Source organism: Gordonia amicalis (genome assembly GCF_022059885.1).
Taxonomy (GTDB): domain Bacteria; phylum Actinomycetota; class Actinomycetes; order Mycobacteriales; family Mycobacteriaceae; genus Gordonia; species Gordonia amicalis.
In genome coordinates this window covers 3476073-3492045 of the sequence record NZ_CP091855.1, presented here as the reverse complement: position 1 = coordinate 3492045, position 15973 = coordinate 3476073, and the positions used below count along the sequence as shown (strand labels likewise).

General features: G+C 68.2%; 13 protein-coding genes. 5 read left to right on the top strand and 8 right to left on the bottom strand.

Going from position 1 to position 15973, the window contains the following annotated elements:
- Window positions 1-34 precede the first annotated feature (34 nt).
- The 3 genes from zwf to tkt are packed head-to-tail and all read right to left on the bottom strand — an operon-like array spanning window position 35 to window position 4844.
- Window positions 35-1588: a glucose-6-phosphate dehydrogenase gene (gene zwf / locus IHQ52_RS15960; protein ID WP_024497113.1), complete on the bottom strand. Its 1554-nt coding sequence runs from the start codon at window positions 1586-1588 to the stop codon at window positions 35-37.
- 7 nt (window positions 1589-1595) lie between these two features.
- Window positions 1596-2717 carry a transaldolase gene (gene tal / locus IHQ52_RS15955; RefSeq protein ID WP_024497112.1) on the bottom strand — a complete coding sequence of 374 codons (1122 nt, stop codon included), beginning with the start codon at window positions 2715-2717 and terminating at the stop codon, window positions 1596-1598.
- A 48-nt stretch (window positions 2718-2765) separates the two neighbouring features.
- A complete protein-coding gene (gene tkt, locus IHQ52_RS15950; protein ID WP_024497111.1) occupies window positions 2766-4844 on the bottom strand; it encodes a transketolase in 2079 nt (692 codons plus the stop codon).
- A 240-nt stretch (window positions 4845-5084) separates the two neighbouring features.
- Here tkt and IHQ52_RS15945 point away from each other — a divergent pair, with 240 nt between their 5' ends.
- The gene (locus IHQ52_RS15945; RefSeq protein WP_024497110.1) at window positions 5085-6077 is read left to right on the top strand and encodes a heme o synthase; all 993 of its coding nucleotides are present in this window, start codon (window positions 5085-5087) and stop codon (window positions 6075-6077) included.
- A gap of 19 nt (window positions 6078-6096) precedes the next feature.
- Here IHQ52_RS15945 and IHQ52_RS15940 read toward each other — a convergent pair whose 3' ends face one another.
- Window positions 6097-7071 (bottom strand): quinone oxidoreductase family protein, encoded by a 975-nt coding sequence (locus IHQ52_RS15940; protein ID WP_024497109.1) that lies wholly within the window; start codon window positions 7069-7071, stop codon window positions 6097-6099.
- A 74-nt stretch (window positions 7072-7145) separates the two neighbouring features.
- On the opposite strand from IHQ52_RS15940, the gene IHQ52_RS15935 reads away from it, so the two are divergent.
- A complete protein-coding gene (locus tag IHQ52_RS15935) occupies window positions 7146-7529 on the top strand; it encodes a hypothetical protein (RefSeq protein WP_024497108.1) in 384 nt (127 codons plus the stop codon).
- Window positions 7530-7621: 92 nt separating this feature from the next.
- Here the strand turns inward: IHQ52_RS15935 and IHQ52_RS15930 are convergent, their stop codons facing one another.
- From IHQ52_RS15930 to mptB, 4 genes are all read right to left on the bottom strand, one after another.
- Complete coding sequence (locus IHQ52_RS15930) at window positions 7622-8644, bottom strand: COX15/CtaA family protein (protein ID WP_024497107.1); 1023 nt, start codon at window positions 8642-8644, stop codon at window positions 7622-7624.
- Window positions 8641-9444, bottom strand: coding sequence for an ABC transporter permease (locus tag IHQ52_RS15925; RefSeq protein ID WP_024497106.1), 804 nt, complete (start codon window positions 9442-9444; stop codon window positions 8641-8643). The genes IHQ52_RS15930 and IHQ52_RS15925 overlap by 4 nt, the downstream gene beginning before the upstream one ends.
- A gap of 11 nt (window positions 9445-9455) precedes the next feature.
- Window positions 9456-10394, bottom strand: a complete 939-nt coding sequence (locus tag IHQ52_RS15920) for an ABC transporter ATP-binding protein (protein ID WP_051349536.1) — start codon at window positions 10392-10394, stop codon at window positions 9456-9458.
- 109 nt (window positions 10395-10503) lie between these two features.
- Window positions 10504-12336: a polyprenol phosphomannose-dependent alpha 1,6 mannosyltransferase MptB gene (gene mptB / locus IHQ52_RS15915; protein ID WP_024497104.1), complete on the bottom strand. Its 1833-nt coding sequence runs from the start codon at window positions 12334-12336 to the stop codon at window positions 10504-10506.
- Window positions 12337-12511: 175 nt separating this feature from the next.
- On the opposite strand from mptB, the gene IHQ52_RS15910 reads away from it, so the two are divergent.
- Genes IHQ52_RS15910 through sufD form a run of 3 tightly spaced genes read left to right on the top strand, consistent with a single transcriptional unit; the run spans window position 12512 to window position 15953 of the window.
- Entirely contained in the window at window positions 12512-13315 is an 804-nt protein-coding gene (locus IHQ52_RS15910; protein WP_096273954.1) for a helix-turn-helix transcriptional regulator, read from the top strand.
- Window positions 13312-14766: a Fe-S cluster assembly protein SufB gene (gene sufB, locus IHQ52_RS15905; RefSeq protein WP_024497102.1), complete on the top strand. Its 1455-nt coding sequence runs from the start codon at window positions 13312-13314 to the stop codon at window positions 14764-14766. Before IHQ52_RS15910 ends, sufB begins: the two co-directional genes overlap by 4 nt.
- Window positions 14766-15953 (top strand): Fe-S cluster assembly protein SufD, encoded by a 1188-nt coding sequence (gene sufD / locus IHQ52_RS15900; protein WP_006436258.1) that lies wholly within the window; start codon window positions 14766-14768, stop codon window positions 15951-15953. The genes sufB and sufD overlap by 1 nt, the downstream gene beginning before the upstream one ends.
- Window positions 15954-15973: the final 20 nt, after the last annotated feature.

The window sequence follows — 15973 nt, the reverse complement described above, 5'->3', positions numbered from 1 at the left end:
CGCGGATCCTCCTGGAGGGGCTGGGCGGTGGACATCAGGGCCGGCGCCACGCGCGTCCCACGCGGGCCATCATCTCGTCCGCCGACCGCGGACCCCAGGTTCCCGACTCGTAGGTGTCGGGGGAGTCCTCGGCGGCCCACTGTTCGAGCACGGGATCGAGGATCTTCCACGACAATTCGACTTCCTCGTTGACCGGGAACAGTGACGGCACGCCGAGTAGGACGTCGAGGATGAGGCGCTCGTATGCCTCCGGGGACGCCTCGGTGAACGCGGTGCCGTAGCTGAAGTCCATGTTCACGTCGCGGACCTCCATGCTGGAGCCCGGCACCTTGGATCCGAAGCGCAGGGTGATGCCCTCGTCGGGCTGCACCCGGATGACCAGCGCGTTCTGGCTGAGCTCCTCGGTCATCGTCTGGTCGAACGGCAGATGCGGGGCGCGCTTGAAGACCAGCGCGATCTCGGTGACGCGCCGGCCGAGACGCTTGCCGGTCCGCAGGTAGAACGGCACACCCGCCCAGCGACGGGAGTCGACCTCGAGGGCGATCGCGGCGAAGGTCTCGGTCTTGGAGTCCTTGGCGAAGCCGTCCTCCTCTTTGAGCCCGGCCACCTTCTCGCTGCCCTGCCAGCCCGGACCGTACTGGCCGCGGGCGGTGTTCTGATCGATCGGCAGGACGTTGCGAGTGGCCGCCAGGACCTTGATCTTCTCGGCCTGTAACTGCTTGGGCTCGAAGGAGATCGGTTCCTCCATCGCCACCAGGGCCATCAGCTGCAGCAGATGGTTCTGGATGACGTCGCGCGCGGCACCGATGCCGTCGTAGTAGCCGGCCCGCCCACCGATGCCGATGTCCTCGGCCATCGTGATCTGGACGTGGTCGACGTAGTGCGAACTCCACAGCGGGTCGAACAGCTGGTTGGCGAAGCGCAGCGCCAGGATATTCTGCACCGTCTCCTTGCCCAGGTAGTGGTCGATGCGGAACACCGACGACTCCGGGAAGACGTTGTTGACGATGGCGTTGAGTTCGCGGGCCGACTCGAGATCGTGGCCGAACGGCTTCTCGATGACCACGCGGCGCCAACTGTCGCCGTCCGGTGTCGCCAGCCCGCTGCGCTCGAGCTGTTCGCACACCGTCGGGAACGCCTTGGGCGGGATCGACAGGTAGAACGCATGATTTCCGTCCGTGCCGCGTTCGTCGTCGAGCGACTTGAGGGTGTCGCACAACTTGTCGAACGCGGCGTCGTCGTCGAAATCGCCCTGCACGAAGCGGAAGCCCTCCGCGAGGCGCTCCCACACCTCCTCGCGGAAGCCCGTGCGGGCGTGTTCCCGCACGGCGTCGTGCACGATCGCCCCGAAGTCCTCGTCGGTCCAGTCGCGTCGGGCGAAACCGACGAGAGCGAACGACGGGGGGAGCAGGCCGCGGTTGGCGAGGTCGTAGACCGCAGGCATCAACTTCTTCCGTGCCAGGTCACCGGTGACGCCGAAGATGATCAGACTGCACGGACCCGCGATGCGGGGCAGCCGTTTGTCCTGTGGGTCACGGAGCGGGTTGGTCCAAGAACCGGGTCCCACTGAATCCTCACCGGCGGCCACGACGGCCTCAGCCCTTGATCGCCGCGGACAACTGCTCGGCGGTCGCGTTGAGCAGGTCGTTCCAGGCGTCCTCGAACTTGCTCACGCCCTCCTCCTCGAGGACCTTGAAGACGTCGACCGTGTCGACGCCGAGCGCCGCGATCTTGTCGAAGACCTCCTGCGACTCCTGCGCGAGTCCGATGATCGAGCCGGTGTTGACCCAACCGTGGTCGGCGAAGGCGTCCATCGTCTTGCCCGGCATGGTGTTGACCGTGTTGGGCGCGACGAGCTCGCTGACGTACAGGGTGTCTGGGTAGTCCGGGTTCTTCACGCCGGTCGACGCCCAGAGCGCGCGCTGCGGGCGAGCGCCCTTGGCGAGGAGGTCCGGGAAGCGCGACTCGACCTCGAAGACCTGCTGGTAGGCCGAGTAGGCGAGACGGGCGTTGGCCAGCGCCGCCTTGCCCTTCAGTTCGGTGGCCTCCGGGGTGCCGATGGCGTCGAGGCGCTTGTCGATCTCGGTGTCGACGCGGGAGACGAAGAACGACGCCACCGAGTGGATGTTCGACAGGTCGTGGCCGGCTTCCGCGGCGGCGTCGAGGCCGTCGAGGTAGGCGTCCATGACCTCCTTGTAGCGCTCGACCGAAAAGATCAGCGTCACGTTGACGCTGATGCCCTCGGCGATGACCCGGGTGATCGCCGGGAGTCCGGCCTTGGTGGCCGGGATCTTGATCAGCAGGTTCGGGCGGTCCACGATCTTCCACAGCTCGATGGCCTGGGCGACCGTGGCGTCGGTGTCGTGCGCCAGACGGGGATCGACCTCGATGGACACCCGGCCGTCGACGCCGTCGGACTCCTCGTACACCGGGGCCAGTACGTCGCAGGCGTCGCGGACGTCATCGGTGGTCACCGTGCGGATGGTGCCGTCGACATCGGTGCCGCGGGCGGCCAGCTCGGTGACCTGTGCGTTGTAGGCGGTGCCCTTCGACAGTGCCGCCTGGAAGATCGACGGGTTGGTGGTCACGCCGACCACCGACTTGGTCGAGATCAGTTCGGCGAGATCACCGGAGGTGATCAGGTCCCGGGACAGGTCGTCCAGCCACACCGAGACACCGGCGGCGGACAGTTCGGCGAGCTTCTCGTTCTGGGTCACGATTCTCTCCTTGATGAGTGTGGATGAGCCGGTGTCGTGGGCGGCCGGTCAGCCGGCGACGACTCGTTCGGCGGCGGCGGTGACCGCCTCTGCGGTGATCCCGAACTTGGTGAAGAGCACCTTGTAGTCGGCCGACGCGCCGAAGTGCTCGATGCCGACGATCTCGCCGCCGGCACCGACGATCCGGTACCACGGCATCGCGATGCCGGCCTCGACGGCGACACGCGGAACCGAGGGAGGCAGCACGTGGTCCCGGTACCCCTTGGGCTGCTCGTCGAACCACTCGACACACGGCATCGACACGACGCGGGCCTTGATTCCCTTGTCGGCCAAGGCCTTCTGTGCCTCGACCGCCAGGTGCACCTCGGAACCGGTGCCGATCAGCACGACCTGCGGGTCGCCGTCGGAATCGCTGAGCACGTAGCCGCCGTTGGCGACGCCCTGCGCCGAGGTGCCCTCGAGGATCGGGACGTTCTGGCGGGTGAGCGCCAGACCGACCGGGTGGTTGCGCCGGGTCAGCAGGTGCGCCCATGCGTGAGCGGTTTCGTTGGCATCGGCCGGGCGCACGACGTCGAGGTTCGGGATCGCGCGCAGTGCGGCCAGGTGCTCGATCGGCTGGTGGGTCGGGCCGTCCTCGCCGAGACCGATGGAGTCGTGGGTCCAGACGTAGATCGGGTCGATCTCCATCAGCGCGGCCAGGCGCACGGCCGGACGCATGTAGTCGGCGAACTGCAGGAAGGTGCCGCCGTAGGCGCGGGTCGGGCCGTGCAGGGCGATGCCCGACAGGATCGAACCCATCGCGTGCTCGCGGACACCGAAGTGCAGGGTGCGCCCGTACGGGTTGGCCGACCACTTCTTGGTGCTGATCGACGTCGGGCCGAACGAGGGCTCGCCGTCCATCGTGGTGTTGTTCGAGCCGGCGAGGTCGGCGGAACCGCCCCACAGCTCGGGAAGGACGGGCGCGAGGGCGCCGAGGACCTTGCCCGACGCGCTGCGCGTGGCCACGTCCTTGTCGCCGACGTTCCAGGTCGGCAGCTGCTCGGTCCAGCCCTCCGGGAGCTCATGGGCGGTCAGGCGATCGAACAGTGCCTTGGCGTCGGGGTTCTTCTCGGCCCACGCGTCGAACGATGCGGTCCAGGCCTTGCGCTCCTCGGCGCCGCGGTCGACGAGCTTGCGGGTGTGCGCGATGACCTCGTCGGTGACCTCGAAGTTCTTCTCCGGGTCGAAGCCGAGGACCTTCTTGGTGGCGGCGACCTCGTCCTCGCCGAGTGCGGCGCCATGAGCCATGCCGGTGTTCATCATGTTGGGCGCCGGGTAGCCGATGATGGTGCGCAGGCAGATGATCGACGGACGGTCGACGACCTCCTGGGCGGCCTTGATCGCGGCCTCGATGGCCACGACGTCCTCGCCGCCCTCGACGGTCTGGACGTGCCAGCCGTACGCCTCGTAGCGCTTGGCGACATCCTCGGACAGGGCGATGTCGGTGTCGTCCTCGATCGAGATCTGGTTCTGGTCGTAGAACACGATCAGGTTGCCGAGCTGCTGGGTGCCGGCGAGTGAGCTCGCCTCGGAGGTGACGCCCTCCTCGATGTCACCGTCGGAGGCGATCACGTAGATGTAGTGGTCGAACGGGCTCGCGTCGACCGCGGCATCTGGGTCGAACAGGCCGCGCTCGCGGCGGGCGGCCATCGCCATGCCGACCGACGAGGCGAGACCCTGACCGAGCGGACCGGTGGTGATCTCGACGCCGCGGGTGTGGCGGAACTCCGGGTGACCCGGGGTCAGCGAATCCCAGGTGCGCAGCGCCTCGATGTCCTCGAGCTCGAGACCGAAGCCACCCAGGTACAGCTGGATGTAGAGGGTCAGGCTGGAATGTCCGCACGAGAGCACGAAGCGGTCGCGGCCGGCCCAGTCGGTATCGGTGGGATCGTGACGCATGACGCGCTGGAAGAGCGTGTAGGCCAGGGGGGCGAGGCTCATCGCGGTGCCGGGATGACCACTGCCACACTTCTGCACCGCATCGGCGGCCAGCAGGCGGGCCGTGTCGACGGCCCGGGTGTCGAGGTCGCTCCAGTCGTCCGGATGGCGAGGGGTGGTCAGTGCGCGGATCTCATCTGTGTCGGCCACGATGGTGATTGTCTCCTGTGCCTGCTCGGGTTTTCGGCGCGTTCGGGTCCAGAGTAATCGGCCGCGAGGGTGCCCTGCGCGCCGACCGAAACTTACCGCCCGGTTCGCCGATCGGCGCCGGTCGCGGGCTCGGCCACGACGCGATTACGGTTCGCGAAGGCAAACGTCTACCATGCTCTGTAGTAGCCCGCGGCGATCTGTGCGGGCGGACGAGGAGTGTTCGTGAGGATAGGGGAGCGTGTGAGCGGAGACCATCCCGCCGCATCCCACTCGACCGACACCGCATCACCGCAGGTCTCGACCGAGCCGGTCCTGCCGGCGGATCTGACGTGGGCCGGACGTGTGCGCGCGACGGTGCTCGCCTATGTCGCGCTCACCAAACCGCGGGTCATCGAGCTGCTGCTGGTGGCGACGATCCCGGTGATGCTGCAGGCCGACCGCGGCCATGTCGACATCGCCGTCATCGCCTTCACCCTGATCGGTGGCTGGCTCGGCGCCGGCAGCGCGAACACCCTCAACATGGTCGTCGACGCCGACATCGACAAGAAGATGAAGCGCACCGAGCGCCGACCGCTCGCCCGGCGCGCCGTGGCCACCCGGAGTGCGCTGATCTTCGGTCTCGTGCTCTGGGCCGCCTCGTTCGCGGTGCTGTACTTCGCCGCGAACCTGCTGTCCTCGCTGCTCGTCTCGGCGACGATCATCTTCTACGTCGGCGTCTACACGATGATCCTCAAGCGCCGCACCTGGCAGAACGTGGTGTGGGGCGGTGCCGCCGGATGCATGCCGACGCTCGTCGGCTGGGCAGCGGTGACCGGCTCACTCAGCTGGCAGCCGATCGTGCTGTTCCTGGTCATCTTCTTCTGGACCCCGCCACACACCTGGGCGCTGGCGATGCGCTACAAGGAGGACTACAAGGCGGCCGGCGTACCGATGCTCCCGGTCATCGCGACCGAGGAACGCGTCACCCGGCAGATGCTGGTCTACACGTGGCTGACCGTCGTCACCTCGCTGGCCCTGATCCCGGCGACGAGCTGGATCTACACGGTGATCGCGCTGGTCGCCGGCGGCTGGTTCCTCGAGCGGGTCACCAAGCTCTACCGCGACACCAGGCGCGGCGCCGAGGTGAAACCCCTCAAGGTCTTCCTGCAGTCCAACGAGTACCTGGCGATCGTCTTCTGCGGTCTCGCGGTCGACGCGGTCGTCGGCCTGCAGACGATCTCGTCGTACTTCTGATTTCCGTTCGCCGCCGCCGTCAGGAATCCGAGGGCAGTAGCACCGTCGTACCCGTCGTCTTGCGGGCTTCGAGATCAGCATGGGCCTGTGCGGCGTCGGCCAGGCGGTAACGCTGTCCCACCCGCACGTCCACGTCGCCGTCGAGGACGGCCTCGAAGTACTCGCCGGCCCGCCAGTTCAGTTCCTCCGGCGTCGCGGTGAAGTGCGCCAAGGTGGGTCGTGTCACCGCCAGCGAACCGGCCGGGTTGAGGCGCTGCAGATCGAACGGCGGCACCGGTCCACTCGACGCCCCGAACAGCACGATGATGCCGCGGACCGCCGTGGCGGCCAGCGACTGCTCGAAGGTGTCCGCGCCGACGCCGTCGTAGACCACCGGGACACCGAGGCCGTCGGTGAGTTCCCGGACGCGCGCGGCCAGGTCGTCCCCGTACCGCAGCACATGGTCGGCGCCGGCCTGCCGGGACAGGTCCGCCTTCTCGTCGGAGGACACCGTCGTGATGACCCGCAGTCCATGACGTTTGGCCATCTGGGTGAGGATCAGCCCGACCCCGCCGGCCCCCGCGTGGATCAGCACGGTGTCCTCCGGATGAGGGTGGGCGCTGCCGTCGAGGAGGTAGTGGGCGGTGAGACCCCGGAGCAGCGACGAACCGGCGACCGCGTCGTCGACACCGTCGGGCACGACCACCGCCTGCGCGGCGGGGACCGCGACGAGTTCGGCGTACGACGCAGGTGCGGCACACCAGGCGACCCGCTGTCCCACCTCGAAGCCGGTGACCTCCGGACCCACGGAGACGATCTCGCCGGCACCCTCGGTGCCCGGGATGTACGGCGGGATCGACGGGTACAGGCCCCGCCGGAGATAGGTGTCGATGTAGTTCACGCCCACCGCGGAGGTCCGGACGATCACCTCGTCGGCGGCCGGGATCGGGTCGTCGACGGTACCGAAGGCCAGGACGTCCGGGCCGCCGTGACGGGTCACCTGTATCGCACGCACGACACCGTTCTACACGCCGTACAGGCCGGATGTGACGCCCATCCCGGTATCGGGACTGCCCTGCGCTCACCGGTATGCTGAGCGTCATGACTGACAGTGCCGCCACCGACACCACCGCAACGCCGACGGTTCAGGCCCCGGGCGATGTCGTCGCCTCGGTGAAGAAGTTCGTCGCCCGTGAGGGCGGCAGCGCCAAGGTCGTCCTGCAGGCGATCGGTGCGGCCGGTGTCCGTATCACGCTCGTCGGTGAGGCCGGTGGAGTCCTCGGCGACCGGGTCGTCCCCGACCTCGCCACTGCACAGGCCGTCGTCGACGCCGTCGATGGCCTCGAGATCGCCGAGTGGGACCGTGACCTCACCTCGGAGACCACCGTCAAGCCGTCGCATTACCGCAAGATGGCCGGCTGGGTCGCCCGGCAGAAGCGCTTCCCGAAGCCGCGCAACCGCGCGATCCTCTGACGCGGCCGTCCACCCGTACACGAGAACGACCCCCGACGTGCACATCGTCGGGGGTCGTTCTCGTTGTGGGCCGTTCTCGTTGTGGCAGGGACTCAGGCAGCGTCGACGCGCGGCTGATCGGTCGCCCGCGCTACCAACACCTGCCAGGTCGCGCCGATGAGCAGCAGCGCGCTGCCGAACATGTGCGCGATGACGAGCGCGACGGGGAGATCGGTCGCGAACTGGACGAATCCGATCACGCCCTGCAGTGCGAGCAGCGCCACGAAGACCAGCGCCGAGCGCTGCTGCGGACGCGCGAACACGCGGGCGTACACGAGTGCGGCCAGGGCCAGACCGACCAGGACGAACACCGCGTCGGCGTGGAGCTGGGTGGCGTTGTCGGGGTCGAGTCCGTTCCGTGGGGCGTCCACGTCGCCGGCGTGCGGACCGGAACCCGTGACCACCGTGCCGAGGTAGATCGTCACCCAGGTCACCACATAGATCAGCCAGGCGAGGTAGACCCCGAGCCGGCGCGTGGCCGACGCGGGGACATCGGCGTCGACGGCGGCGGGTTCGGCGGGCGTCGGGTAGGGCCGCAGCCGATAGACCAGGACGGTTGCGGCCGACACGAGCGCCATCGACAGCAGGAAGTGCAGGGCGACGACCCATGGGTTGAGGTCGGTGAGGACGGTGATCCCGCCGATCACGCCCTGGAATGGGATGCCCAGCGCGATCAGGGTGACCGTCCACTTGTCGCGGCGCGCCGACCCGGCGTAGCGGAGCACCGCGACCCAGGCGGCGATCGCGATGATGATCAGCACCCAGGTGAGCATCCGGTTGCCGAACTCGATGGCTCCGTGAATGCCCAGTTCCTCGTGCGGGACGAAGGAGTTGTCGGTGCATCGCGGCCAGGTCGGACAACCGAGACCGGAACCGGTCACCCGAACCGCGCCGCCGGTGGCGACGATGCCGACGTTCGACACGAGCAGGGCGATCGCCCAGCGGTGGACGAAGCGGATCGTCGGCCGGCCGAATCCGGGTATGTACCGCCAGACCCCACGCGCCGCCGGCCGGGGGTCGCGCTCGGCGGGAGCCGGGTCGTCGGGTCGTGTCGAAGAAGTCTGCGACGTCGTCATCGGAATCGGAACCACCTCACGGCCAAGGTGCCGGCCACTGCGGCCCACACCAGCAAGACGCCCACCCCGAAGGCGTCGAACGAACCTCCTGCGGCCATCTCCAGGGCCTCACTGAGCGCACCCGAGGGGATGCACCGTGCAAGGGTGTGCACGGGGCCGGGCACGTTGGAATCGACGACCACGAGGCTGCCGAGACCGATGAACGCGAACCACAGCAGGTTCGCCAGGGCCAGGACGACCTCGGCCTTGAGCGTGCCGCCCAGGAGCAGGCCGAGGGTGGCGAAGCAGGTGGTGCCGACGGTGATCACCAGTGCGCCGATGAGCAGGCCGAGTGCGTCGGGCCGCCAGCCGAAGGCGAATCCGATGGCGCCCAGGATGACCGACTGCAGGGCCACCACGATCAGCACCGCCACCGATTTCCCGACGATGATGCCCCACCTCGGGATCGGTGTGGCGCCCAACCGTTTCAGCGCGCCGTAGCGCCGGTCGAAGCCGACGGCGATCGCCTGGCCGGTGAACGCCGTCGACATCACGGCGACCGTCAGGATCGCCGGGACGAAGAGCGTGGCGCGCTCGGCCGGACCGTCGCCGAAGGTCGTGTTGATGGGCAGCAGGCACAACCCGATGAGCAAGGTGATCGGGATGAACATGGTGAGCAGCAACTGTTCACCGTTGCGGAGCAGGAGCTTGAGCTCGAGGGTCGACTGGGCGACGATCATCGCCGTCAGGGATGCCGGGCGCGGCGCGGGACGGAACATGCCCTCGGCGAAGAGAGCCTTCTGGGGAGCGGGGGAGTTCACTGTGGGGCTGTTCACTGTCGTAGGGCCCGTCCGGTCAGGTCGAGGAAGACGTCTTCGAGACTCCGGGTCTCGACCCGCAGGTCGGTGGCGAGGACGTTGATCTTGGCGCACCAGGCGGTCACGGTCGCGAGCACCTGCGGGGTCATCGGGCCGAGGACGAGGTAGGAGCCCGGGTTGGGCTCCGTGCAGTGATATCCCTCGGGCAGTGCGAGCGTCAGCATCGACAGATCGAGTCCGCGGGGCGCGGTGAACCGCAATTCGTTCTCGGCGCCGGTGCTGGTGAGGTCGGCGGGGGTCCCGGCGGCGACCGCGCGGCCGTGATCGATGATCACGACCTGATCGGCGAGCTGCTCCGCCTCGTCCATGAGATGGGTCGTGAGGAGGACGGACACGCCGTCGGCGCGGAGGCGGTCGACGAGCTCCCAGACGACGAGACGTGCGTGGGCGTCGAGGCCGGCGGTCGGCTCGTCGAGGAACACGAGCTCGGGACGGCCGACGATGGCGCAGGCGAGGGCAAGGCGCTGCTGCTGCCCGCCGGACAGCCTGCGGTACGACGTGCGCCGGACCTCGCCGAGCCCCAGCGCTTCGATGAGGAACTCGGGGTCGATGGGGTCGGCCGAATACGCCGCGACCAGCCGCAACATCTCCTCGGCACGAGCTCCGGGGTAGGCGCCGCCGCCTTGCAGCATCACGCCGACGCGGCGCCGGAGCGCGTCGTTGTCGGCGATCGGATCGAGTCCGAGGACCCGCACGGTGCCGGCGTCCGGCTCGGTGAAGCCCTCACAGATCTCGACGGTGGTGGTCTTGCCCGCGCCGTTCGGTCCGAGGAGGGCGAGGATCTGGCCGCGTTCCACGGTCAGATCAAGCCTGTCGACCGCGGTACGGTCGCCGAAGGTCTTGACCAGTCCGCGTACCTCGACCGCGGGAACACTCAGCAGACGATCGTTCATCTGATCGTCGTCGTTGATCTGCCGAGAGGTCGTGCCGCGCACACAGGTCAGACTAGGCGCTCGGACCCCGCGGACGAAAAACGCCGTGCGCGGGTGCGGTGGGGGATCGTCACCGCGTCGGCGCGTTCTCCGCGGGCTCCGGGGTGTCGTCGGAGGCCCCCCTTCTGCGACGACGCCATCGGCGGGGTGACCGGTCTTCGAAGAACAGCGCGGTCAGCGCTGCGACCATGATCACACCTGCCAGAAGACCCTGCGCGAGAACGACTCCGCTGGTGTTGGAGCTCGTCGGCATCACCACGATGGCGATGATCGCCGATGCGGAGATGGTCGAGATCCGGAACCACGGGCCGGTCGCCCAGGCAGCCAGCGGAATGACCGCCCACAGCAGGTACCAGGCCTGGACGAACGGAAAGAACAGCACGACTGTGGCCATCGACACACCGAGTGCGCCCAGCGGATGCAGGCGTCCGCCCAGCGTCGCGAGCATCCACCGGATGATGAAGAGGCCGGCGACGAGCTGCCCGATCGGGCGTGCGACCTCGAGGATCGCCTGGGTGTGCTCGCCGAGTCCGAGGGTCACACCGATCCGACCCGTCGTCACCCCGAGCAGTGTCGGCATCGACATCCACGACCGGACGATCTCGCCGGTCGACAGCGTGCCCGTCCAGCCGAATCCGAGCCCGGTCGCCAGCGAGATCCCGACCATCACGATGCCGAGCACGACCACGTAGAACCCGGCGGAGACGCCGAGGGCGTACACCGACCACTTCGACCGCGTCCACCACTCCCGGACGGGTGCGTACCGCAGGGCAGGCAGCGTGGCACCCCACCGCATCGCCAGGGCGATGCCGACGAAGCCGAGCGCGAGCATCGAGGTCACCTTGATCATCGACGACGCGGCGAGCACGGCTCCACCGGCGATCAGGATCCAGCCTGCTCTCGTGGGTATCAGCGTCCCCGGTTTCCGCAACCGGTCGACGCCGTAGATGGCGCGGAAGCTCAGCTCGAGGCCCACGAGCATCAGACCGAGCATGAGTGCCTCGTTGTGGATGCCGCCCACCAGATGCAGGATCACCAGCGGGTTCATCGCGCCGAGCCACAGGGCGGCCACCGACGACACCCCGCAGCGCTTCGCCAGTCGCGGCAGCGCCCACACGATGAGCGCGATGCCGATCAGGGCGACGATGCGGTGCAGGAAGATCGCGGCGGTGATGTTCGCGCCGGTCACCTTGGTGATGCCCTCGCCGATCCACAGGAACAGCGGCCCGTAGGGCGCGGGGGTGTCCCGCCACAGGTTGGGCACCGACCGCGTGAGGATGTGGTCGACGCCGAGACCGCGAACCGGGCTCACCGAGTAGGGATCCATGCCGCGGGAGGCGATCGCACTCTGGGCCAGGTAGGAGTAGATGTCCTTGCTCAGCAGCGGGGGAGCCAGCACGATCGGTGTGATCCACAGCATGAGGGTCCGGTCGGCCTGGCGGCGGCTCATCCGTCGTTCCGGACTCCGTCCGTGCCGGACCTCGACGCTGAGGCGGCCGACGGCGAAGCGGCCGATCAGCAGCCATGCGACCACCAGGGTGATCGTGCCGCCGATCGACAGCGCGAGGGCGGTGCCGAACATCCGGGACGGCAGTGACAGCACGCGCATGCCGGCGACGGGGTTCTGCAGCACGGGCACCGCACCGGTGCCGAGGGCGCCGATCAGGATCAGGACCGAACCGGTGGCGCCGAAGAGCTTGATGCGGCGGAGACGACGGGTCTCCGCGGCGTTGAGGGGTCCGACCTCGCGTTCGTCGTCGTGTAGGCGGGCGACGGTCTTTCCGTAGTCGCCGCGCTGCTCGGTGGTGTCGGTGTCGGGGCCGACGGGGCGCTGTTTGCGCAGACCGAGGTAGTTCAGCACGGTGAGCAGGTGATTCCACACGAGTCCGAAGAAGTCCGGCACGCGGCGGCCAGCTGTGGTTTCGGGCACACGACGACTCTAAACGGCGGGGACGGATCCCTCGCCACCACCCTTTATCGGCGACGCGCGGGACGGGAGGAGGGAATCGGACGCATCGCTAAGGGCACCCTTGCTGGCAGCGAGGAATCAATTACGTCACACTCGTGTTGTGAAAACCATGCGGAACGATGTTGTGCTGCCCTCGGGCGGCCGCAATGCCGTGCCCTCCGCTGGTACGGCAACCCCTCACACGACCGCCGGTGCCGATGCGCACCACGACGGTCAGACCCGTGATGCGGTCCTGAACCTGCTCGTCGAAGACGGCCCGCTGACCGCGGGCGAGATCGGCGAGCGTCTCGGTATCTCCGCGGCCGGCGTGCGCCGCCACCTCGACGCGCTCACCGCGGCCGGGGACATCGAGGTCGCATCGACCGGTTTCGGTCAGCGGGGCCGCGGACGTCCGGCCAAATGGTTCCAGCTCACCGCATCCGGACGCGGCAAGATGCGCCACGCCTACGACGACCTGGCCGGGGCGGCGATGCGCAAGCTCCGTGACCTCGGTGGTCACGACGCGGTCGCCGAGTTCGCCCGTGAACGCGTCGAGCGGATCGTCGCCGACGTCGAGCCGAGCACCGATCCGCTGAATGTCGCAGACACCGTCGACGAGATCGCCGATGCGTTGACGGGTGCGGGCTACGCCGCCAACACCCGCCAGGTTGGCAACGGCATCCAGATCTGCCAGCACCACTGCCCGGTGGCGCACGTCGCCACCGAGTTCCCCGAACTGTGCGAGGCCGAGACCGCGGTCTTCACCGAACTGCTCGGCACGCATGTGCAGCGCCTGGCGACCATCGCCAACGGTGACTGCGCCTGCACGACCCACGTGCCGATGCATCCACCTCCGGAATCGCCCTCGCGCGAGACCCCACTCTCCACGACCGCACCCGCCCAGCCCACGACAACCCGAAAGGCCACGCGATGACCGTCACCGATCCGGCCGCCACCACGCCGTCCGCCGCGGCTCCCCTCACACAGGAGGAGACGATTGCGTCCCTCGGGACGTACGGCTACGGCTGGGCCGACTCCGACGTCGCCGGCGCCAGCGCCAAGCGCGGCCTGTCCCCGGCCGTCGTCGCCGACATCTCATCGAAGAAGAGCGAGCCCGAGTGGATGCTCGAGCAGCGACTCAAGGCTCTGAAGATCTTCGACAAGAAGCCGATGCCGCACTGGGGTGCCGGACTCGAGGGCATCGACTTCGACAACATCAAGTACTTCGTGCGCTCGAGCGAGAAGCAGGCCGCCTCGTGGGAGGACCTGCCCGAGGACATCAAGAACACCTACGACAAGCTCGGCATCCCGGAAGCGGAGAAGCAGCGGCTGGTCGCCGGTGTCGCCGCGCAGTACGAGTCCGAGGTCGTCTACCACTCGATCCGCGAGGATCTCGAGAAGCAGGGCGTGATCTTCCTCGACACCGACACCGGCCTCAAGGAGCACCCGGAGCTGTTCCAGGAGTACTTCGGTTCGGTCATCCCGGCCGGCGACAACAAGTTCTCCGCGTTGAACACCGCCGTGTGGTCGGGTGGATCGTTCATCTACGTCCCGCCGGGTGTCCACGTCGACATCCCGCTGCAGGCCTACTTCCGGATCAACACCGAGAACATGGGCCAGTTCGAACGCACGCTGATCATCGTCGACGAGGGTGCCTACGTGCACTACGTCGAGGGTTGTACCGCGCCGATCTACAAGACCGACTCGCTGCACTCCGCGGTCGTCGAGATCATCGTCAAGAAGGGCGGCCGCTGCCGCTACACGACCATCCAGAACTGGTCGAACAACGTCTACAACCTGGTCACCAAGCGTGCCAAGGCCGAGGCCGGCGCCACCATGGAGTGGATCGACGGCAACATCGGTTCCAAGGTCACCATGAAGTACCCGGCCGTGTGGCTGACCGGTGAGCACGCCAAGGGCGAGGTCCTCTCGGTCGCATTCGCCGGCGAGGGACAGCACCAGGACACCGGTTCGAAGATGGTCCACCTGGCACCGAACACCTCGAGCAACATCGTCTCGAAGTCGGTGGCCCGCGGCGGTGGCCGTGCCTCCTACCGCGGTCTGATCAAGATCAACAACGGCGCCCACGGCAGCCGGTCGACGGTCAAATGCGATGCGCTGCTGGTCGACACGATCTCGCGCAGCGACACCTACCCCTACGTCGACATCCGTGAGGACGATGTGACGATGGGGCATGAGGCGACCGTCTCGAAGGTCAGTGACGATCAGCTCTTCTACCTGATGAGCCGCGGCCTGACCGAGGACGAGGCGATGGCCATGGTGGTCCGCGGCTTCGTCGAGCCGATCGCCAAGGAACTCCCGATGGAATACGCGCTCGAGCTCAACCGCCTGATCGAGCTTCAGATGGAAGGAGCCGTCGGCTGATGGCCGATCCGACACTCCCGGTCTCCACACCGGGCTCGCATTCGCCTGTCGTCAACAAGGGTGAACTGTTCACCTCGTTCGACGTCGACGCCTTCGAGGTGCCCAGCCCTCGCGAAGAGGCCTGGCGCTTCACCCCGTTCCGCCGCCTGCGCGGTCTGCACAACGGTTCCGCCCAGCGGACGGGTGAGGCGACCGTCGAGGTCACCGGTATCGCAGACGGTGTGACCGTGGACACCGTCGGACGCGATGACGAGCGTCTCGGCCAGGGCGGCGTGCCCTTCGATCGGGTTGCCGCACAGGCGTACTCGTCGTTCACCCAGGCCACGGTGGTCACCGTGGGCCGCGAGGTCGAGCTGTCCGAACCGGTCACCATCACGGTCACCGGCCCCGGGGAGGGCGAGACCGCCTTCGGGCACACCCAGGTCCGGCTTGAACCCTTTGCCCGCGCCGTCGTGGTGCTGGACCAGAAGGGCGGCGGGACCTTTGCCGAGAACGTCGAATTCGTCGTCGGCGACAGCGCCGCGCTCACCGTCGTCAACGTGCACGACTGGGATGACGACGCCGTGCACGTCGCCGCCCATCACGTGCGCACCGGCCGCGACGCCGTGGTCCGCCACTTCGCGGTCAGCTTCGGCGGCAACCTCGTCCGGCTGTCGCCGATCGTCCACTACGACGCGCCGGGTGGCGACGTCGAGCTGTGGGGGCTGTACTTCGCCGACGCCGGACAGCATCTCGAGCAGCGCCTGCTCGTCGACCACAGCCAGCCCAACTGCCGCTCGAACGTGGTGTACAAGGGTGCGCTGCAGGGCGACACGAGCGGCGACCGGTCGCGCGAGGCCCACACCGTCTGGATCGGCGATGTGCTGATCCGCGCCGAGGCCGAGGGCACCGACACCTTCGAGCTCAACCGCAACCTGGTGCTCACCGACAACGCCCGCGCCGACTCGGTGCCCAACCTCGAGATCGAGACGGGCGAGATCGTCGGTGCCGGCCACGCCAGTGCCACCGGACGTTTCGACGACGAGCAGCTGTTCTACCTGCAGGCTCGCGGCATCCCCGAGGATCAGGCGCGCCGCCTGGTCATCCGCGGATTCTTCGGCGAGGTGATCGCCAAGATCGCCGTTCCCGAGCTGCGCGAGCGTCTGTCCGCCGCCGTCGAGCGCGAGCTCGAACTCGCCGGCGCCTGAACCGCTTCCGCGCCCGACCG